General features: G+C 57.9%; 16 protein-coding genes and 1 pseudogene. 5 read left to right on the forward strand and 12 right to left on the reverse strand.

Features of this window, described 5'->3' with window-relative positions; translation table 11 throughout:
* The 6 genes and pseudogenes from PH547_RS28490 to PH547_RS28515 form a co-directional block, all read right to left on the reverse strand.
* Positions 1-412, reverse strand: a pseudogene (locus PH547_RS28490) (Re/Si-specific NAD(P)(+) transhydrogenase subunit alpha); the annotation flags it as partial.
* Between the two features lie 180 nt (positions 413-592).
* The gene (locus PH547_RS28495; RefSeq protein WP_285170042.1) at positions 593-1,720 is read right to left on the reverse strand and encodes an S-(hydroxymethyl)glutathione dehydrogenase/class III alcohol dehydrogenase; all 1,128 of its coding nucleotides are present in this window, start codon (positions 1,718-1,720) and stop codon (positions 593-595) included.
* A 240-nt stretch (positions 1,721-1,960) separates the two neighbouring features.
* On the reverse strand, positions 1,961-2,545 hold the full coding sequence (locus tag PH547_RS28500) for a YceI family protein (protein ID WP_104827956.1): 585 nt from the start codon (positions 2,543-2,545) through the stop codon (positions 1,961-1,963).
* 18 nt (positions 2,546-2,563) lie between these two features.
* A complete protein-coding gene (locus PH547_RS28505; protein WP_285170043.1) occupies positions 2,564-3,391 on the reverse strand; it encodes a hypothetical protein in 828 nt (275 codons plus the stop codon).
* Positions 3,392-3,780: 389 nt separating this feature from the next.
* Positions 3,781-4,386, reverse strand: coding sequence for a TetR/AcrR family transcriptional regulator (locus tag PH547_RS28510; RefSeq protein WP_483315590.1), 606 nt, complete (start codon positions 4,384-4,386; stop codon positions 3,781-3,783).
* 66 nt (positions 4,387-4,452) lie between these two features.
* Entirely contained in the window at positions 4,453-4,803 is a 351-nt protein-coding gene (locus PH547_RS28515) for a DoxX family protein (RefSeq protein WP_285170044.1), read from the reverse strand.
* 151 nt (positions 4,804-4,954) lie between these two features.
* Here PH547_RS28515 and PH547_RS28520 point away from each other — a divergent pair, with 151 nt between their 5' ends.
* Both PH547_RS28520 and gfa read left to right on the forward strand, forming a co-directional pair.
* Positions 4,955-6,061 (forward strand): alcohol dehydrogenase catalytic domain-containing protein, encoded by a 1,107-nt coding sequence (locus PH547_RS28520; RefSeq protein ID WP_285170045.1) that lies wholly within the window; start codon positions 4,955-4,957, stop codon positions 6,059-6,061.
* Between the two features lie 261 nt (positions 6,062-6,322).
* Positions 6,323-6,895 (forward strand): S-(hydroxymethyl)glutathione synthase, encoded by a 573-nt coding sequence (gene gfa, locus PH547_RS28525; RefSeq protein WP_283052300.1) that lies wholly within the window; start codon positions 6,323-6,325, stop codon positions 6,893-6,895.
* 110 nt (positions 6,896-7,005) lie between these two features.
* Here the strand turns inward: gfa and PH547_RS28530 are convergent, their stop codons facing one another.
* Complete coding sequence (locus tag PH547_RS28530) at positions 7,006-7,950, reverse strand: LysR substrate-binding domain-containing protein (protein ID WP_285170046.1); 945 nt, start codon at positions 7,948-7,950, stop codon at positions 7,006-7,008.
* 88 nt (positions 7,951-8,038) lie between these two features.
* Here PH547_RS28530 and PH547_RS28535 point away from each other — a divergent pair, with 88 nt between their 5' ends.
* Positions 8,039-9,589 (forward strand): trimethylamine methyltransferase family protein, encoded by a 1,551-nt coding sequence (locus PH547_RS28535; protein WP_285170047.1) that lies wholly within the window; start codon positions 8,039-8,041, stop codon positions 9,587-9,589.
* A gap of 152 nt (positions 9,590-9,741) precedes the next feature.
* Positions 9,742-11,400 carry a choline dehydrogenase gene (locus PH547_RS28540; RefSeq protein WP_285170099.1) on the forward strand — a complete coding sequence of 553 codons (1,659 nt, stop codon included), beginning with the start codon at positions 9,742-9,744 and terminating at the stop codon, positions 11,398-11,400.
* Positions 11,401-11,469: 69 nt separating this feature from the next.
* Here PH547_RS28540 and PH547_RS28545 read toward each other — a convergent pair whose 3' ends face one another.
* Positions 11,470-11,925 carry a hypothetical protein gene (locus PH547_RS28545; RefSeq protein ID WP_285170100.1) on the reverse strand — a complete coding sequence of 152 codons (456 nt, stop codon included), beginning with the start codon at positions 11,923-11,925 and terminating at the stop codon, positions 11,470-11,472.
* A 248-nt stretch (positions 11,926-12,173) separates the two neighbouring features.
* On the reverse strand, positions 12,174-13,226 hold the full coding sequence (locus PH547_RS28550; protein WP_483315591.1) for an AraC family transcriptional regulator: 1,053 nt from the start codon (positions 13,224-13,226) through the stop codon (positions 12,174-12,176).
* Between the two features lie 237 nt (positions 13,227-13,463).
* On the opposite strand from PH547_RS28550, the gene PH547_RS28555 reads away from it, so the two are divergent.
* The gene (locus PH547_RS28555; protein WP_285170049.1) at positions 13,464-14,615 is read left to right on the forward strand and encodes an ROK family transcriptional regulator; all 1,152 of its coding nucleotides are present in this window, start codon (positions 13,464-13,466) and stop codon (positions 14,613-14,615) included.
* Between the two features lie 36 nt (positions 14,616-14,651).
* On the opposite strand, the gene PH547_RS28560 is transcribed toward PH547_RS28555, so the two are convergent.
* From PH547_RS28560 to PH547_RS28570, 3 genes are all read right to left on the reverse strand, one after another.
* Entirely contained in the window at positions 14,652-15,899 is a 1,248-nt protein-coding gene (locus PH547_RS28560; RefSeq protein WP_483315589.1) for an ABC transporter substrate-binding protein, read from the reverse strand.
* 61 nt (positions 15,900-15,960) lie between these two features.
* Positions 15,961-18,054: a putative bifunctional diguanylate cyclase/phosphodiesterase gene (locus PH547_RS28565; RefSeq protein ID WP_285170102.1), complete on the reverse strand. Its 2,094-nt coding sequence runs from the start codon at positions 18,052-18,054 to the stop codon at positions 15,961-15,963.
* 490 nt (positions 18,055-18,544) lie between these two features.
* On the reverse strand, positions 18,545-19,600 hold the full coding sequence (locus tag PH547_RS28570) for a hypothetical protein (RefSeq protein ID WP_285170050.1): 1,056 nt from the start codon (positions 19,598-19,600) through the stop codon (positions 18,545-18,547).
* Positions 19,601-19,886: the final 286 nt, after the last annotated feature.

A 19,886-nucleotide genomic window follows, 5' to 3' on the forward strand; every position in this document is an offset into this window, starting at 1 on the left:
TATTGGCCATCGACGACAGGGCATCCATCTTCTGGGCTCGGCTGATGCGCGGCACCATGTCCATGGCGATGACGGTCGCTCCGCTGGACCTGGCCTGATCGAGAAGGTCCTTGTTCTGTGCCGGGTAGAAGAAGGAGATCAGCGTCTTACCCGGTGCCAGCCGATCGACCTCTGCGGCTTCGGGCGGACGGACCTTGGCAATGACGTCGGATGTCTCGTAGAGCAAAGCCGCGCTGTCGACCACCGTGACACCCACGCCACGATACGCCTCGTCCGAAAATCCGGCCGCTTTTCCAGCGCCGGTTTCGATGACGCACTCGTAACCGAGTTTCTGGAGCTGAAGAGCGGCCTCTGGTGTCAGAGCTACCCTCAACTCTCCAGGGGCCGTTTCCCTGGGAGATCCAAATTTCATCATTGCTGAACTTCCGGCGTAGCCGGCTCCTCTATCCCAATCCCCGTCGATGGTGAAAAGACCAAATGGGTGGCGAAAACGAGCAAACCGAATCCATTTTGTCTAGTGCACGGAGGCGTAAATTTGCAGGTTTTTGTCGCACTCAGGACTTCTTAAATCGATTTTTACTTTGCAACCATTTTAATAGACCACGACGCCGCGGATGCTTTCGCCCTTGTGCATCATGTCGAAGCCCTTGTTGATGTCCTCGAGCGGCATGGTGTGGGTGATCATCGGGTCGATCTGGATCTTGCCCTGCATGTACCAGTCGACGATCTTCGGAACGTCGGTGCGGCCACGGGCGCCGCCAAAGGCCGTGCCCATCCAGTTGCGACCGGTCACAAGCTGGAACGGACGGGTCGAGATTTCCTGGCCGGCGCCGGCAACGCCGATGATGACCGACTTGCCCCAGCCGCGGTGCGACGATTCCAGCGCCTGGCGCATCACCTTGGTGTTGCCGGTGCAGTCGAAGGTGTAGTCGGCCCCGCCGATGAGGTCGCCATTGCGCTTCGTCAGATTGACGAGATAAGGCACGATGTCGTCGCCGACCTCCTTCGGATTGACGAAATGCGTCATGCCGAATTTCTCGCCCCAGGCCTTGCGGTCGTTGTTGATGTCGACACCGATGATCATGTCGGCGCCGGCAAGCTTCAGGCCCTGCAGGACATTGAGGCCGATGCCGCCGAGACCGAAGACAATCGCCGTCGAGCCGATCTCCACCTTGGCGGTGTTGATGACCGCACCGATGCCGGTGGTCACGCCGCAGCCGATATAGCAGATCTTGTCGAAGGGAGCGTCGGGATTGACCTTGGCGACGGCAATCTCCGGCAGCACGGTGAAATTGGCGAAGGTCGAGCAGCCCATATAGTGATGGATCTTGTCCTTGCCGATCGAAAAGCGCGAGGTGCCGTCCGGCATCAGGCCTTGGCCTTGCGTGGCGCGGATCGCGGTGCAGAGATTGGTCTTGCGGCTGAGGCAGGAATAACATTCGCGGCATTCGGGCGTATAAAGCGGAATGACATGATCGCCCTTCTTGACCGAGGTCACCCCCGGGCCGACATCGACGACGATGCCGGCGCCCTCATGGCCGAGGATCGCCGGAAACAGGCCCTCCGGATCGGCGCCCGACAGGGTGAAATCGTCGGTGTGGCAGATGCCGGTCGCCTTGACCTCGATCAGCACCTCGCCGGCCTTCGGGCCTTCGAGCTGAACGGTCATGACTTCCAGCGGTTTACCGGCGGCAACGGCTACGGCGGCGCGTACGTCCATGATTAATATCCTCCTCGTTTGATCTGAAGGCAGCTATACGGCGCGTTGCTGCGGTCCCAGACAAATCGCATTTAACATACCAAAAAGAATTTGCATACTAAAAAGTATCTGAAATTCAACGATTGGTCGGCTACTGATCTCGGCCTTCTCCATGCATCGCCATGAAAAAAGGCACCGCCGATTTTCAGCCGACGGTGCCCCGCATTTATGAATGGTCGAAAATCCCTGAACCTATCGTGATCAGCCCTGATGCTCACGGCCTTCAACTTGGATCACCAGATCGACCTCATCGCCGATCATGCCAAGTGCAGCCTTCATCCCAAAATCGCTTCGCTTCACTTTCGTCGTTGCGCTGAAGCCTACGACATGGCTCTTGTCCCAAGGATTCTGGCCTTCCTTGTTGAACGTCACATCCAGGGTTGCGGGCTTCGTCACACCCGCGATGGTGAGATCTCCGACAATTTGGCCTGTCGTATCGGTCGTTTTCTTGAATTCTTTGCCGACGAATGTGATTTCCGGAAACTCCGTAGCATTGAACCAATCGGCCCCCTGGATGTCGCCGTCGCGCTGCTTGTTGTTGGTTGATATTCCCGCAACGCTTACCTTGACGGCGAGACTGCTGGCATCCGGTTTCGCGGAATCGAAATCGAAGGCTCCGGAAAACTCCTTTGCCACGCCGATAACGCGGGAAAAGCCCAGATGGTCGATATAGAATGCTATCCCGGAATGTACGGGATCAATGTCGAACTTCGTTGCCCATGCGGGGTTTCCCGCCAGCGTCAGCAGCGGCGCTGAAAGCAAGAGTGCTGCAAGTCGTTTTTTCATTTCCATCTTCCTCCTCAGTTAAACAGGGAAATCCGTGCCGTAGTTCAGGAACGCCACCAGTGCCGCCAATACGGCCGGCGCGACGGCGAACGTGATGTAGACAACGAGACGGGCAAAGGGCTTTGAAATGCCGATCCGACGGCATACGCGTTCCGAAACGAGCGGCGGGAGCACGACAGACAAGGCAAGCACAGCAAGAGCAACCAAATCGGTCTTGCGGGTAACCAGGACGACGGTGTCTGCGACCGATAGCAGCCCTCCAAGACCTCCCAGATAGGATACAGGCCCGAAGCGAAAGGCGGGCTTGGTCACATGCAGAACCAGAACTCCGAAGGAGGCGGCTGCATAAAGGAGGCAAAGCTGAAAAGTGGAAGACGACGCGCCAAGCAAGGCGATGGGGGCAAAGCCCAATGCAAGCACCGCAACACCGCCGCCCCGCCTGACATCGTCATCGCTAGCTTCTCCATTCCCGAAGAGAACGAACGCCATGACGGCTAAGCCCGCAATCGCCGCGAACAGAACCTCCAACGGCGCTGCGCCCAGGATCGGCTGGCCGATATAGAGGGCTGCCGCGATAGGTTGGAGCAATACGAGCATCTTTCCGAGACGCCGCAGCCCGCTGAATTCCAGGACAATGCCGACAAAGGTGCCCAATAGGGCGATATAGAAAATCTTGTTGACCGCACCGACCGGAGGGAATGCGGGTATCTTGTTGTAGACGAACCAATAGGCAGCCAGAAACGAAACCGGCATCAGAAGGTCGGTGGCCAGTATGGCTTTCCGCCATCGCATGAATGCCGAAACCACCGCCGTACCTGCAATGAAGGCAAGCACAGACGCGGCCATGATCTCCTGCGGGGAGTTGCCGAACCCTAGCATTTGAGCTTTTCCGATTATTACCGAGTGAAACGAAGATCGCACGCGATCTAGCGCGCGTTGCGATGTCCGCGAATGCCCTTAGGCCATGGTGGATGCAGGTTGATTCATTTTCCCCTCCCTTGACCGCCGCTCCTCAACGGCGTGGTCATTTTGACCAAGATACCATATAGACTTCACATACCATACAGTTTTCGAATTCAAAATAGTCTTCGAAATAATTTTTGCTGTCAAGTCGGAGAATTGGTTGGCCGGCCAGGGGAAGTGTAAGAGCACACCGCGTCCTGCCCGAATGCCTTGAGGGCGTTCGGACGGGACGCGCGATGGAACCGCCTAAAACTGAGAAGAGGCCGCGTGGCTTAGTTTACGCCGGAGATCGATTTCGCTTCTTGCGAAGAGCGGTACATCGCCCCGAGGACGATCCGCACCATGTCACCCGGCGCGCCGTCCTTCAGGAAGCTCGAAATACCGCCATAGGTCAGCTCAAGGACGATACCGCCGACGTAGAATGGGGTTGCCGGCGACCGCATCGTGAGATCAAGTTTGCGTATCAGGATTTCACCCACACCTTCCCACTGATCACGGAAAAGCTTGATGTGACGATCGCCAAGCGTCTTGTCGTGCTGGGCCATTCTCAAAAGCTCAATTGCGAGCATACCCCACTTGCGATCATCTCCGCGGTTGTTGGCCCAATTTGCCAACACGTCGATCAATTGCATCGGATCGTCGTATTTCCCCAGAAGATCGGTGAGTTCGACCACGTCCCCGCCTGCATTTCCGGCGAGGAGCTGAAGGAAGATGTCTTCCTTGTTGGTGAAGTTCGAATAGAAAGCGCCCTTCGAATAGCCGGCCTCTTCCGCGATGCGCTCAATCGACGCTCCCGCGTAACCAAACCGGGCCATAACTTCGTAAGCAGACTCGAGGAGCTTTTCCTTCGTCCTTGCCTGACTTTGCTCACGTGTCAGCCGTGCCATTTGCATTTCCTGTTCGTTCAGTATCTGGAAACTGACGCGTACCTCAAAATGCAATGATCATACAATAGCCAATAGCAAACAAATGAGCGCCCAGAAGATCGGATATTCCGGCCCCATCTTCTGCCAGCGCCAATTTGGGCCGTTGATTTTCACAATCGCGTAAGCTGCACCAAGCATGACAAGCGCGCCGACGATAGCGGCTATGCGCGGATAGATCGAAAAAACGAGACCGATCGCGGCGACGGCTTCCATCGCCATAGTAATGCCGACGAACAGCTTGGCGGGACGAAAACCTGCACTCTCGAATGTTCCGGCCGCCTTCTCGTAGTGGAGCCCCTTTCCGATCAGGTGCGGCAAGAACCAGATGCCGCAGAGGAGGCGGAGCCACTCAGCTAGATCGATATGCATTTGCTCCTCCTTGGACGCCCTGGCGTCTCCATTTTCCTTGGTTGCGAGAAAAATTGTGGCTTTCTTCGCTTGCCTTTTCGGATACCAAACGGTATTCACAATCTATATCGAATGTCAATACGATGCATTTTTTGAGAATGGGAGGATGGTTATGAATACGATGCGTGCTGCGCGGCTGCATGCGGTAGGCCAACCGATGAGCATCGACGAGGTCGAGCGCCCCGTCGCGACCGGAAGCGATGTTGTTGTCCGGGTAAAGGCTTGCGGAATGGTGCCGAACCTTGGGAACGTCCTGGCGAATTGGGAGACGTGGTATCCGCAAATGCCGCTGCCGCCGCGCCCCGCAATTCACGGCCTCGATCCCAGCGGGATCGTCCATGAGGTAGGTCCGCAGGTCGTCAGCGTTAAGCCAGGCGATCGCGTATATGTTAATCCGGGGCGCTTCTGCGGGGCTTGCCATCATTGCTCGTCGGGAAAGCCGCAAGCTTGCGAATATTGGACGCTCGGCGGCTATTTTGGCTATAATCCCAAGAGCTTGGAAATGTTCGCACGCTATCCGTATGGCGGCTTCGGCGAATATATGCTCGCTCCCCAGGCGCAGATCGTCAAAATTCCCGACAATATGAGTTTCGTGCAGGGGTCCCGTATGGGCTACCTCGGAACGTCCTACGCAGCGTTGAAAAAGTGCAGCCCTCTGATGGGCAAAACGCTGATCATCAACGGCGCAACCGGAACCTTGGGCCTCGGCGCAACACTGTTCGCTCTGGCGATGGGAGTTGCCAAAATCTATGCCGTCGCCAGAGGCGAGAAGCTGCTCGAGAGGCTGAGGGCGATCGCACCCGACAGGATCATGACGTTTTCCAATGCCAATGGATCCTCCGGAGCCTTCGTCAAGAAACAGACCAACGGCAGCGGCGCCGATCTGATGCTCGACACGCTTGGGGCGAAAGCGCCGCTCGAATCCATGTTGGATGCGATGGGTGGCGTCAAGCGCGGGGGCCGCATCGTGAACATCGGTGGCACCTCCGGCGAGCTCCCCGTGGACGTCAAATGGTGGATGGACGAGCAAATGGAATTGATTGGCTCGGTCTGGTTCACGGCGGCCGAAGGGATGGAGATCGCCGCCATGGTCGAAGCGGGGATCATCGATCTGTCGGTCATGTCGCCGATGGTTTGGCCGATCGAGAAAATCAACGAGGCGATTTCCGGCGTCGGCAAGGACGAGGGCGGCTTCACCTACTACGCCGTCGAATTGTAGTCGGGAGATCGGCACATTCCCATCGGTAACGGTCGAGCGGTTGGGGGCAAATCCCTGACCGCGACTGGAGCGATCGCGCGCCGGCGCGGGTTGTCGGGCCGACCCTGTGCACGCAGGAGGGTTATGGCCACTCCTACGGCTTCATCTCGACATTCATGAAAGACCATTTGAAGTGGCCCGCGGATCGGCTCATTCCCTGATCCGCCGCCTCGATGTTCAGGAAGCCGGGCATGGGGTCCGGCAATTTAGGAGGAAGCACTGATGGCAAGCATCGGAATACATCCCCATGTGGATGGCGGTCTTCGCAAAAGCGGCTCATCGTTTTCGGGAGGCACATTGGTCTGCGAGTGCACCACAAATCCCGTCCGCATCAGGATAAAGGGTGATATCGCCCACAATCATGCCTGTGGGTGCACGAAATGCTGGAAACCAACTGGCGCGAATTTTTCGATCGTTGCGGTGGCTCCTACCGAGACCGTTGAGATTCAGGAAAATGGCGACAAACTCGCTGTCGTCGACCCGAACGCCCTTATCCAGCGACATGCATGCCAGAAGTGCGGTGTCCACATGTATGGTCCCGTGGAACGCGACCATCCCTTCAAAGGCCTTTCGTTCATCCATCCGGAGCGCTTCGAGGAGAGCGGTTGGTCGGAGCCCGGCTTCGCCGCCTTCGTGTCCTCGATCATCGAAAGTGGTTTCGATCCCAGCAAAATGGATGAGGTCCGCACGAGCCTCAAAGACCTTGGGCTCGAACCTTACGATTGCCTGTCACCCGCATTGATGGACTATATCGCAACCTGGACTGCCAAGAAGAATGGAGTCCTGGCAGCGTAAGATGAGGTAAGCCTCCAAGATCGCTGACGCCTTTGGCTTGCCTCGATCACTCGACCGAGGCGAGCGCCACACTTCTTAGCGAAGGTCAGCTTTTGCGCCAGTGGCCGTCGCTATTGCGGACCGGGACGCGCCCTGCTTTCCTCGCGGCTGCGTCTTCCCTCCTCGACCAGCCAGTCACGTACTCGCCGCGCCGGGGTGTTCAGTTCCCGCGATTTCGGCCAAACGACATGAAACGCCAGATTGGTGTTCAGGACATGTCCGCCAACGGCGACCAATGCTCCTGAGGCAAGCTGCTCTTCGATCAGGTGCTGCCATCCAAGCGCTACGCCTTCGCCAGCTAGAACAGCCTGCATGACGAGCACGTAGTCGTTGATTGCCAGTCGCCGAGGCTGGGCAGAGTATCGCACGCCCGCGCTGGCGAACCATTCGGACCAGTCGCAGGCGGCTCTGACCGGCTCTTCGAGATGAATCAATGGCAGCGACAAGAGGTCTTCCGGACGCTCCGGACGTCCGCGTTTTTCGACGAAGCCGGGACTGGCAACGGGAAAGACGATCTCCGCGGCGAGCATGGCGGAGTGATAACGCGGCCAGTTTGCCGGGTCACCACCGCGCACGCCGAGCGGGATCGGCTCCTCATCCAAATCAAGGTCGCGCATGCTGGTCTGGATACGCAGGTCGATATCCGGAAGGTCGGCCCGCAGACGCGCCAGGCGCGGCAGCATCCACATGGAACCGAAGGCGGTCGACGCCGCCAGCGTGACGTTCGATTCACGTCCTTTCGTTCGAATGTCTTCCGCCGATTTCTGTATGCGCGATAGTCCGACGGTCACATCCGCGTGGAAGCGCTCGCCTATGTCGGTCAGTTCTACATTGCGATGCCCGCGATGGAAGAGAGGCACGCCAAGCTGATCCTCAAGTTTCCTGACGGCAAACGACACGGCCGCCTGGGTCATGCCGAGTTCCACGGCGGCCCGGCTGAAATTCTGGTGCCGCCCGGCAGCTTCGAAGATGATCAGCGCCGAGGCTGATGGCAAAAGCCTTCTAAAGGTTTCCATAAGCTCAGTTTATACAAAGGCCAAGTTTTTTCCAGCGTTACAGAACATCGAAGTCGACCTAGCCTCTATTCGGATTATGGAGGCGGATATGGCCGAAGCAGCAATTGACGAAAAGGCCGGCAGACGCGGACGCAGCGGTCGATCCGCGCGGCGCGATGGCGGCTCGAAGCCGCACGGCGTTCCCTATGTCGTTCGCAATATTCCGACCTACGACATCCTTTCGGAGGAAAATCTCCAGAAGATCGAACGGACGGCCGATCGCATCCTCGCGGAGATCGGCATCGAATTCCGTGACGATCCGGCAGCAATCGATCACTGGAAGCGGGCCGGAGCTGATGTCGACGGCGTCCGCGTCAAATTCGAACCCGGCATGCTGCGCGAGATCGTCGCTTCGGCTCCGCATGAATTCACGCAGCACGCCCGCAATCCCGCCAACAGCGTCCAGATCGGAAGCGACAAGGTCGTTTTCTCGCCCGCCTACGGCTCGCCCTTCGTCATGGATCTCGACAAGGGCCGCCGCTACGGCACGATCGAGGACTTCCGCAACTTCATCAAGCTCGCCCAGGCGAGCCCCTGGCTGCACCATTCCGGCGGAACGATCTGCGAGCCGGTCGACGTGCCTGTCAACAAGCGCCATCTCGACATGGTCTATAGCCACATCAAATATTCCGACCGCCCCTTCATGGGTTCCGTCACGGCAGAAGAGCGAGCCGAAGATTCGATCGAAATGACGCGCATTCTCTTCGGCGCCGACTTTGTCGACCAGAACTGCGTCATCCTCGGCAATGTCAACGTCAACTCTCCACTGGTCTGGGACGGCACGATGACGAAATCGCTGCGGGCCTATGCCCGTGCCAATCAGGCGGCCGTCATCGTGCCCTTCATCCTTGGCGGGGCGATGGGCCCCGTCACCAATGCGGGAGCGATTGCCCAATCCTATGCCGAGACGCTGGCGGGCTGCGCGCTCACACAGCTTGAACGCAAGGGCGCTCCGGTCATTTTCGGCAACTTCCTTTCCTCCATGTCGCTGCGCTCCGGGTCTCCCACCTTCGGCACGCCGGAACCGGCGATCGGCTCCACGGTCGTCGGTCAGCTTGCAAGACGACTGAAACTGCCCCTGCGCTGCGCAGGCAATTTCACCAATTCCAAATTGCCTGATGGCCAAGCCATGCAGGAAGGCCTGATGTCCATGCTGTCCGCCATCCACTGCGGGGCGAACTTCATCCTGCATTCGGCCGGTTTCCTGGATGGGCTTCTCGCCATGTCCTACGAGAAGTTCGTGATGGACGCTGACCTGTGCGGCGCGCTGCATTCCTATCTCGCAGGCGTCACGGTCGACGACAATACGCTCGCCTTCGATGCCTTCGAAGAGGTCGGCCCCGGCAGCCATTTCCTGGGTTCGGCCCATACGATGCGGAATTACCAGACCGCCTTCTGGGATTCGACGCTTTCGGACAACGAACCCTTCGAGAAATGGAGCGAGGAAGGCGGATCGACAGATATCGCTACCCGCGCCAATCGCCAATGGAAACGAACGCTCGAAGCCTACGAGGCGCCGCCGCTCGACGTCGCCGTTGACGAGGCCCTTTGCGACTTCATGGCGAGACGCAAAGCCTCGATGGCTGACGGCTGGTACTGACGGGAATTCCCGAAGAATGACGGTTTTGAAAGACCTGCTGCTGCAGCCGCACCGGCTGAGGCATCTACGATGCTGACCCTGATGAGGCGGCACAGAGCACGGGCAAACACGCCGGAAGACGGCATAGCTGATAGAGGGAAGGAAGATTGACCGTGATAGCATCGCCGTCCAAGGGGTACGACTATATCATTATCGGCGCGGGAACTGCCGGATGCGTGCTTGCCAATCGCCTCAGCGAAGACGGAACCGCATCGGTTCTTCTGCTGGAAGCCGGCCCGACAGACCGCAACTGGATCATCCGGATGCCCGCAGGACTGCGCTCGGCGTTCAAGCCGACGAGCAAATATAATTACTGGTTCAAGACCGTTCCGCAGCCACACCTGAACAACCGCGAAATCGATCAGCCGCGAGGCCGCGTTCTGGGTGGTTCGTCTTCGATCAACGGCATGGTTTTTCTGCGCGGCAATCCCAAGGACTTCGACGACTGGGCTGCACACGACGGCTGCGATGGCTGGTCCTTTGCCGATTGCCTTCCTTACTTCAAGCGCGTGGAGCGCCTGGACGCGGGAACGGAACCGTTCCGGTCCTCGCAAGGCAACGTCAAGATCAAGCAGCAGAAGGAACTCGGCGAGCTCAACAAAGCGTTTCTGGATGCTGGCCGTCAGGCGGGCTACGAGGAGGTCTCGGACTTCAACGGATTCCGACAGGAAGGTGTGGGCCGGTTCGATATCAGCGTCAACCAGGGCGTCCGGTCCAGCTCGTCAGAATCCTACCTTCATTCGCAGCCCTCCAGAAAGAACCTGCACGTCCGGACGGATTGCCAGGTTCTGCAAATCCTTTTCCAAGGATCGCGGGCAACCGGCGTCCGGATCAGACGCAACGGTCAGATCTCGGATGTGCATGTTTCACAAGAAGTGATCGTCAGCGCAGGGACATTCGGAAGCCCGCAAATCCTGATGCTGTCAGGGGTCGGTCCCGCCGACGATTTGAGGCGACTCGGCATCGACGTTCGCCTGGACTCTCCGAGCCTCGGGCAAAATCTGCATGATCATATCGAAACCCACATTCAGGTGGAATGCGACCTCAAATACAGCCTTAACCAGTACCTCCGGCTCGACAAGATGGTCACAGTAGGTATGCAGTGGTTCGCATTGAAGAAGGGCGTCGCCTCGGTCAATCAGTGCCATGTCGGAGCGTTCCTCCGCAGCGAGCCGACGGTCACGCATCCGAACCTCCAGATTCACTTTTTTCCTGTCTTCTTCGGGCCGAACTGGATTCCCGATTCCCGGAGAGGCGGATATCGGCTCGGCGTCGGTCCCATGCGTCCGGAAAGCCGGGGATCGCTGCGTCTGCGTTCGTCCAATCCGGCAGATTCGCCGCTCATCGATCCCAACTATCTCGCAACCGATCGCGATCGCCTCGAGATGCTGCAAGGCCTCAAGCTCAGTCGCGAAATTCTAGCGCAGCCCGCATTCGCTCCTTTCCGCATTCGCGAAGACGCGCCTGGCGAGGCCTGCCGAAGCGATGAGGAATTGCAAGCGTTCATCCGGGCCGACGCATCGAGTTCCTATCACCCCTGCGGCACCGCTCGCATGGGACGGCCGGGCGATCCGCGATCGGTGGTCGATCTCGACCTGCGTCTGATCGGAACCGACAACGTTCGGATCGTCGACGCGTCGATCATTCCCTCGATCCCAAGCGCAAACATCAATGCGACGACCTTCATGATCGCCGAGAAGGCGTCCGACATCATCAGACGCCGGCCCCATCTCTCGCCGACCAAGGTCGACTATTTCAAGGCGCCAACATAAGGGACAGCCACTTGCGAACGATCGGCGCGGTCACCTTCCGCGATAGCTCGCGACTTCAGGGGAAGCTCGTCATTCGATCTGAAAGTCGAGCGTCTTTGCAATGGCTTCGTAGTGTTTTGCGGAAGCGGAATTCTTCTCCGCGGCGTATTTGGAGCTGACCTGCCGCGCGGCGTCAGCCGCGATCCGAAATGCGTCGATCCTCACCTGAGGCTCAAGATCGGTTTGGTCGCCGATGTCGTCACCGCTGAACTTTCCAGCGCGATATCCGTCGCCGAGGTCGACAACACCGATCTCGGGAACTCCGTCTCGCATCTGCCCGAAGAATGCCGGCCCAATGCGATCACCGTCCCGACGCCGCAACATGCCGGCCCCGGAGGCCTTGCCGTCAACGCAGTCGCCCGTCCAAAAGGTAGGCCCGATCGTCAAGGAGGTTGGGATCACGAATTTGCAGTGACTGGCCGGATCCTGCGACCAATTTTCCGAGCCTGCGATGGCGCGGTCATGGGCGAACAGCAGTGCTGCCATTGCAATGCAAGTAATCAGGGATGTCGCATTCATTCAGCCGAACTCAAGTTGTTTCTTTCGCCATCTACTCGTCAGAAATTCTCGAATATCGGATTCTCCCACCGGTGGCGAATAGAAATAACCTTGTACTATGTGACCACCCAGATCCTTAAGCGCGGCCAATTTTTCCGTTGTCTCAACACCCTCGATGACGCCTCACAAGGCTCGAACAGCCTGGATCGAAATCGTCGAGCGGCGTGCCGTAGCCCTCACGTCTGCGCACCTAAAACCTGTGCGGCCTCAGAGAAGTTAACCGCGGCTCGTAAGCGTGTATCTCTCGGGCTTTCCCCAAAAACGCTGCGGTAAACTGCGGAAAACCTGCCCGGATGGAAGAAGCCCCATGTCGTACAAACCTCGTGAACGGACTGCTCGTTCAGGGGATCTTGTAGCTGGTTGCGAGCGGCTTGCAGCCTGATTGTGCGCAGATAATTGCCCGGCGAGGTTCCCCTGAAGGCCTTGAAGCCCATTTGCAGCGTGCGAAGTGAAACGCCAACCTCATCCGCCACCGTCGACATGGTGAAGGGCTCGGCGATATTGGCGTGCATATAGTCGATAGCGCGTCGGACATGCCAAGGTGCGATCCCATGCACTTTCTTGTTTTCCAAATGCCCGGAAAGACGATGCTGGGCAAATCGGATCACAAGAAGCGCGAGCGTTTCGCTTATCGTCGACACGGCAAGGGGCGAGGATAGAAGCGGGCCGCCATTGCGCATGCCCTGCACGATTGTTTGCGCCGTGTTGCCAACAAGCCTGCCCGCCGGCGTTGTGAGGTCCAGAACGGGGTCGAGGTCGAGCGACTCGAGCATCGGCGCTTCGACAAGCGATGCAAGCGTTCGGCTCACCACTTTCCAATCCAGGAAAAGAACGTCCGAGCAGTGCGGATCGCCTTGGACGACACGCTCACCAGCCTCATGGTTGTTGATCATGAGAATACGACCGGGTCCACCTTCGACCGTCCTCTTTCCGACGTTCACTCGAAAGGATCCGGTGTGCGGAATATTGAAGGCAAGATGTTGGGGAGTTTCATCGAGCGTTCGAACTTCCCAGGGAGTCCGGTAGATCGAATGAAGCGCTGTCAGCGTTCCACTTCTTCTTAGATCCGCCGCCCAGGAAAAGGCCCGATCATTGCCCAGCGGCTTCGCGTCAAAGACTCCATAACCTGTCGTAAAGGCTTGCACCATCGATTCGAAGTCACTGCCTTCATGCGTCGGCGTAAAGCCATAATCACGCTCGCGGGGGCGCGCTGGATTTTCAGATCTCAACCATACCATGCAGCTCGATTCTTTCTCCTTTCCACAACCCGCCGGCCAAGCGCCCTCTCCTGCCACACCCGGAAATAGTCCCCTCGTCCCGCAAAATGCCCTCATCTCGGCTGGTTTGGCCGACCTTGATGAGGTAAGCAGGACCTACAAATACGGGGTCAATCCTCGGTTTGACAGAAGCAGAGCATTTCCCTCGGCAAGTTTCACACTTGCAGTGTAAATCAAAATGATGCGAAAATGAAGTACGCTCCTCTAAACCATGTGGCTGCACATTTTTTGCGGGATACTCAACCAGCGCGTGTTGCGTCGCGCAACGAACGAGATCTGTTGCGACTGATCTGGAAGTCTCCCGGGATAGAGCGTTCCGATCTGACCGAGCCGCTCGATCTGACCCAGCAATCGTTGCATAGGATTGTTTCGCGGCTTCACGATCGAGGGATGATTGTCTTTTCTCCATCGGAGACTCGGCGTCCCGGACCGCCGAGCCCGGAGCTCACTCTTTGCAGGGACTGGTGCTTGACCCTCGGCATCTCGGTGAATGTCGGCACGATCGGCCTCTGCCTCATGGGTTTCGGAGAGCCCCTGGAACACATGGAGATCGCGCAGGCCGGATCGTCGCTGTCCGCGGAGATGGGGCGGATCGAAGCGGCGGTCGAAGAGCTTCTTGCCCGCCGTGACGCCAAACGGCGGAACGTCCTCGGTGTCGGTCTGGCGGTCGCAGGCCATCGTATGCTGGACACGGCCTTCAATTGTCCTTTACCGCTTGCTCACTGGTCATTGATCGACCTGGCGCCTGTGCTTGGAGAGCAACTCGGCTTGCCGGTCTGGGCCGACAATGTCGCCAGAACCGCCGCTTTAGCCGAAGCAATTTTCGGAGTCGGCCGCAATACAGCCGATTTCGCTTACATCGCCCATCTGCATGGCTACGGCGGCGGCCTCGTTTCCGGCGGCATGCCGTTTCGCGGCAGTTTCGGTAACGCCGGCGAATTTTCCGTTCTCTTCAACCGTCCGGACTACGAGGAGCGCCCCGCACTCAGCCTCTTGCTTGAACATCTGCGCGCTAAAGGGCGGGTTGATTTGACGCTGAAGGACCTGAAAAACGAGCGCTTGATGGATTGGGACGGCGTTGCGGAATGGGTCGACCGCGTCGCCCCGGCCCACAATCGCGCTATCAACGCGATCTGCGCGGTCTTCGACCCAGCCTTGATCGTCCTTGGCGGTGAGCTTCCGCATTCGCTGGCAAGAATGCTTATCGAACGGACGGAATTCAACAATCTGCCTCGGCATGGCGTATTGCGCGACGTCCCCAGGCTTGCCGTGGCGCAGGTCATCGATGCCCCCGGCGCAATCGGTGCGGCCTTGATCCCGCTATTCGAGACCGTTTTGTGAGATCATAGAAGCCAGGCGCTTCCGTACCCTCCCGGCTTATCGCTGCATCATGATATCGTACAGCCGCTTCTGCGCCTCGTTGGGAGACATGTTCTTGTTGTTAAAGAAGTCGCCGACCACGCCGATCCAGCCTTCCGACATCTGGCTCGGCATTGCCTGCGACTGGGCGCTGACCTCGCCCTTCTTCGCCCGGATCATTTGCAATCCAAGCTGACCGCAGCGATCGAGACCTGTCGGATCGACATCGGTGCGAACCGGAAGAGATCCCTTGATCCGGCTGAAAGCGACTTGATTGTCTCGATCAAGGATCATGCGTGCAAACGCCTTTTGCGCATCTGCCGTGCCATCGCGGTTCGTCAGCGGAAAGGCGAAGGCATCGATGACCATGAAATACGCAATTGAGGTGCCGGGAACGAGCGTGCAGTCGAAGTCATTATCGACCGCATAGCCCCGTGCGATAAGTTCGCCTTTCGCCCAGTCGCCCATGAACTGCATGCCAGCTTGACCGGCGCCAACCGCTGCCGTGGCATCTGCCCAGGTCTTATCTTTTCGCGTGGCGAACGGCTCCACATACTGCGACAACCGCGCAAGCATTTCCAGTGCCTCGATCATACGCGGATCCTGGACCAAGGCCGCGTCACCACTCATAAGGCGTGCATATCCCTCCGGTCCGAACTTCTGATAGATCATGTCATTGAAAATGAGGGACACTTCCCACCGTGAACCGCCGAGTGCAATCGCAACATGTCCGGCGGCTTTGATCTTTTCGGCGATGGCGAAAATATCATCCCAGGACGCCGGCACACTCAAGCCGGCGTCATTGAATATCTTTCTGCTTGTCCATAGCCAGTTTTCCGCATGAATATTGGTCGGCGCGAAGTACACTTTTCCTTGGTACGATATCCGCTCAAGGACCGTCGCGGGAATGATGTCCCGCCAGTGATCTGCCTGCGCAACGTCGTCGATATCCTGCACGATTCCCATCTCGGGCAGTTCGCGCGATCCGATATTCGCGTTCCATTGCATCACCGCCGGCGGATACCCATTGGCGATACGGTCGCTGACAACGCGCTGGACGGCGACCTTGTTCTGGGCAGGCATGTCAGCCCACTGATTACCAGACGCCGTCCAGGCTTTTCGAAACACATCGAGCGCTGCAGATTCACTTTTCGATATCCAGAAATGCACGACGTCCACCGACATTCCCTCGCCGGCAAACGCTGGCATCGAAGTGCCTGTGACCATCAAAGCAACCGCAAGCCATGCCCGCATCGTTCTATTCATCTGCAGTTCCGTCATCGATAAGTGTCGTTCGATCCGCCAAATGCGGAAGTCCTTTTGAAAGTTACGCTACGATCCGCCGCTTACGCAGCGGTGCGATGGGCGTGCCCCGGTCAGAGACAGTCAGGCGGTCAACCGCCGCCGAGGCGGGTTCGGGCTTGGCAAACAGATAGCCCTGACCGATCTCGCAGCCGGCGCGCAGAAGGAAATCGCGCTGCGTTTCGGTTTCGATGCCTTCCGCGACACAGCGCTTGCCGAGACTGCGGGCAAGATCGATCATCGCCCGCACGATCTGCTCCGATCGGACATCGCTACCGAGATGGGCAACGAAACTGCGGTCGATTTTCAGTTCATCAAATGGAAAGTCACGTAAATGCACGAGTGACGCGAAGCCGGTGCCGAAATCATCCAGAGACACCGACATGCCTCGTTTTCGAAAGCGAGTGATCGTCTCCAATATCTGGCTGGAGCCACGATTGAGGAACACATCCTCAGTCACTTCGACGGCAAAATCGGCCCATTCGAGCTCGTTGGTTTTGATCGCCGCAGCAATGAGATCATAGCCGTCGCCACCGACCAGCAGGACCTCCGGAAGGTTGACGGCCACTGATCCAGGACGCAGCCCGGCAATCTTCCATGCCTTGAGGTCCTGTGCGACTATATTGACCACGCAACGCGTCATGCTGCTGATGAAATGGGATCCCTCCATGAGCGGCAGAAAGCGCCCCGGCGGGAGGATGCCGAGCCGAGGATGATGCCAGCGCACCAGCGCCTCGAAGCCCAGATGTTCTCCGGATTCAACATTCACCTTCTGCTGATAGTGGACCACGAATTCGTTGCGGTCAGCGGCGAAGGCCAGGGCGGCTGCTAGTTGGTTCTCCTCAAGACGTTGTGCAAGGGATGCTTCGTCGAAGATCACTGCGGTATTGCGCTTGGCTTTGGCGGCATAAAGCGCCAGATCGGCAACGCGCATCAGCGTTGCTTCCTCTGCGGCATGCGTCGGTACAACCGCTCCGCCTATGCTGGCTGAGACCGGTAGAACCCGGCCGTCGAAACGAAATTCCGTTGCAATCGCAGTAACCGCGCGCTTGGCGAGCGCTTCCAGCGGCGTAAGATCGGAAAGCCCGGGGAGCAGAATGGCAAACTCGTCGCCACCAAGCCGCGCCACGATATCGGTGGAACGAAACGTTCCTTTAAGCGTGTGAGCGACATGGCGCAGGACCGCGTCACCCGCCGGATGCCCCGAGCTGTCGTTGACGCCCTTGAAATGATCGAGATCGACCAGCAGCATCGAAAAGCCCGTACCGGTTTGGGCGAGCGACACAAAAGACTGGTTCAGCGCTTCATTGAAGGAAGAGCGGTTGTTGAGACTGGTAAGCGCATCGGTGTGGGCTTGATGGGTTAACCTGGTCTCGAAATCCATGGTTCGCCGGTGCTCGTTGCGAAGCTTCTTCAGAAGCGGCATAAAGAGGACAGCAGTCGCCAGAATGAGCGCCGTGGCTGTCAGGGCAAGGAGCACCGCGCTGATCAGGCGCGCATGATCTATGCTTCCATCGCTGCGATCATGCGAACTGTCGATCAACTCGCTGAACCGACGCATGAGGAAGCTATCTGAAGACGCCGCAAAGTCGATCGGCCCCCAGAAGGAATAGCGCTGACGCCTGTCTTCCAATTTTGTCGACACGACCCTGTCGGCCCGTTCGAGAAAATCCTCCAGTCGCCCTGCAAGTTCGACCCGCATCTTTTCCGATGCGACATCGCGCGGATTGAGCTTCTCAAGCAGATTCCGTTCCAACCTGTCATGCAGCTCATTTAGCTGTCCGCTCATGGCGCGGATGTCGCCGATTGCCTTTCGAACGTCCTCAACCATCGGCTCGATGATGTATTCAGGCATGTCCGGGTTGATCGAGGCGCTCATAACGGCGCGCGTCTGATTGGCAAGCTGCTGAAAGCGGATGAACTGGCGCCCAGTAAGATAGCTGATGTCCTGCTGCAGCGAATGGCGATCGAGTGCGATCTCGACGGTCTGATACGTCGCACCGATCAGCATCGTCATGACAATCACAGCGGCGACATAGTGCCGGCCGATGGAGCGGATATATCCCTCCAACGAGGAGTGGCGTTTGTCGCGCGGGGCGGTCTCGGCGAGTTTCGGCATGTCGATCGGATTGGCGCTCGTGGAAACCACCGACTTGGCTGCCGTGAGGGCGCCCTCCGGCTGCCACTCGACATGGGAGGCATTGCGCGAAAGTAAGGGCAGCTTCATGGAGATCCTCGTGGCTGCAACGAGAACTGCCATCCATCCGGTCAGTTCTCATTGGGAGAGCCGCGCGACTCATTCGAGCGGAGACTACAGCGCTCAGCGTCCGGATATCCGAGGGTCGGTGCTGCAGGTGCATTAACCCTTGAAAAGTTTAATAGAATGCTGTGCATGCCATCCCGCACCGCCCTTGTTGCGCAATATGGATATGGCACGAAAAAAATGGATAATTCTGACTAGGCGTCGACCCACAAACCTCATTTGCCAAGTAGACGGCTAGAGCCGCCCTTTGGATATTCGTTTGTCGTGCTCGACTGGCGGCGAATGGACATCATGCCGAGATAAACGCGAGCTCTTAGGGAGCCCGCGTCAGGTAGAATTCAATCCATCACTTCCAGCTCGTGTAGTCTGAAGCGGTGCATCCGAAAGGCGCCCGTTGATCACCGAAACGCTTCTTGAGCTGATCGCACCCCCATCGGTTAAGGGGAGCCGGCATCATATTGTTGAGATCCATGGCAGGCGAAGTGAACTGCGAATCCGCACTGGTCACATACCAGAGCCAATAGCCAAAAACGCAGCCGACGATCAGCAGCACGACGAGGAAGAATCTGGCGAACCGCACCCAGATGGTCGGCCCTTTCTTTCTCTGCGCGAGGAGCTGCGGTGGACGCCCGCCGAGTTCGGCAACCAGCGGCGCAAGGGCTTTTGCTCGCTCTTCCGCCGCCATATCAATCCGCTCCAGACGCTCATCGAGAAGCACCGGTAGAGCCGTGCCTCCATGCCACACGGCGAGTGCCACGGCCTTGCCACCCTTTTCGCCGATGAGCAGAGGTTCCTGCCCGGGCTCGAATTGTGTCTGCGCCGTTCGTCCGGTCTTTCGGCCGGCTATCTTATCCGCATAAGTCACCGCCAATCGCTCGCGCCGCCGATCGAATGCCGTGATTTCCACCGGGACCGGCACGAGTTGAGCGGGATGGCGCAGTTGCCCGCGGACACGCATGGCGCGCAAGATCTGAAAAATTATGGTGATGGAGGCACCGCCGAGAACAGCAACGAAAACGACAAGCGTTATGATTCGGTTCCAGAGCATATCAATGCCGAGGCTAAGGGTCGCCAAATCCGGGTGGTCCCCGGAAATGACGAGATTCGTTTCATAATCACCGACATGGAGGTCGACAAACATGATCTCGACATCCTTGTCATAGGTCTGAGCATTGTACGTATAGTTGAGATGAGCCGAGCAGGTGGTGAAGAAGCCCTTTTGGGTCGAGCATTTTCCGTCGCGAATATCCCCGCTATCAAGCATGACGGGATTTTGATTGATCACCCAATCCCTCAGGATGCCCGGCACTTCATAAACCGCCATGAAAACGGTCAGGCCGATCACTATCAGCAACGAGAAGTAGCTGATTTTCGGCGTTGAAATCACGCCCTGAGCAAGCATGAGAGCTCTCTGGGGAAGCTGTATCGTCGGGGATGTGATCATTGTCAGCCTGAAACTCCGAGTGGTTGCGTAGGCATCCGCAAAGCAAGGGCGAAGCGGAAGCCTCGCAAAATCCTGGGGTTCGACTTTGCGCCCACATTTTTCAGCACGGAAAAATAGACATTTTTCCTCGAAGCTCAATATTCGGTTGTGTGACATCCACTGACTTCATGGGCGACCACAAGCATTTTGGCGGCCGCCGGCGAGCGAGGTCCGATGCAGTTTCGGACTCGGCCGGCGGTTCGTC

This window comes from Rhizobium cerradonense, assembly GCF_030182455.1.
Classification (GTDB): Bacteria; Pseudomonadota; Alphaproteobacteria; order Rhizobiales; family Rhizobiaceae; genus Rhizobium.

Bases quoted from the DNA above. Each gene is read 5' to 3' on its own strand.
- PH547_RS28495 (WP_285170042.1), bottom strand. From the start codon at position 1,720: ATGGACGTACGCGCCGCCGTAGCCGTTGCCGCCGGTAAACCGCTGGAA.
- PH547_RS28500 (WP_104827956.1), bottom strand. From the start codon at position 2,545: ATGAAAAAACGACTTGCAGCACTCTTGCTTTCAGCGCCGCTGCTGACG.
- PH547_RS28505 (WP_285170043.1), bottom strand. From the start codon at position 3,391: ATGGCCGCGTCTGTGCTTGCCTTCATTGCAGGTACGGCGGTGGTTTCG.
- PH547_RS28515 (WP_285170044.1), bottom strand. From the start codon at position 4,803: ATGCATATCGATCTAGCTGAGTGGCTCCGCCTCCTCTGCGGCATCTGG.
- PH547_RS28520 (WP_285170045.1), top strand. From the start codon at position 4,955: ATGAATACGATGCGTGCTGCGCGGCTGCATGCGGTAGGCCAACCGATG.
- gfa (WP_283052300.1), top strand. From the start codon at position 6,323: ATGGCAAGCATCGGAATACATCCCCATGTGGATGGCGGTCTTCGCAAA.
- PH547_RS28530 (WP_285170046.1), bottom strand. From the start codon at position 7,950: ATGGAAACCTTTAGAAGGCTTTTGCCATCAGCCTCGGCGCTGATCATC.
- PH547_RS28535 (WP_285170047.1), top strand. From the start codon at position 8,039: ATGGCCGAAGCAGCAATTGACGAAAAGGCCGGCAGACGCGGACGCAGC.
- PH547_RS28545 (WP_285170100.1), bottom strand. From the start codon at position 11,925: ATGGCAGCACTGCTGTTCGCCCATGACCGCGCCATCGCAGGCTCGGAA.
- PH547_RS28555 (WP_285170049.1), top strand. From the start codon at position 13,464: ATGAAGTACGCTCCTCTAAACCATGTGGCTGCACATTTTTTGCGGGAT.
- PH547_RS28560 (WP_483315589.1), bottom strand. From the start codon at position 15,899: ATGAATAGAACGATGCGGGCATGGCTTGCGGTTGCTTTGATGGTCACA.
- PH547_RS28565 (WP_285170102.1), bottom strand. From the start codon at position 18,054: ATGCCGAAACTCGCCGAGACCGCCCCGCGCGACAAACGCCACTCCTCG.
- PH547_RS28570 (WP_285170050.1), bottom strand. From the start codon at position 19,600: ATGCTTGCTCAGGGCGTGATTTCAACGCCGAAAATCAGCTACTTCTCG.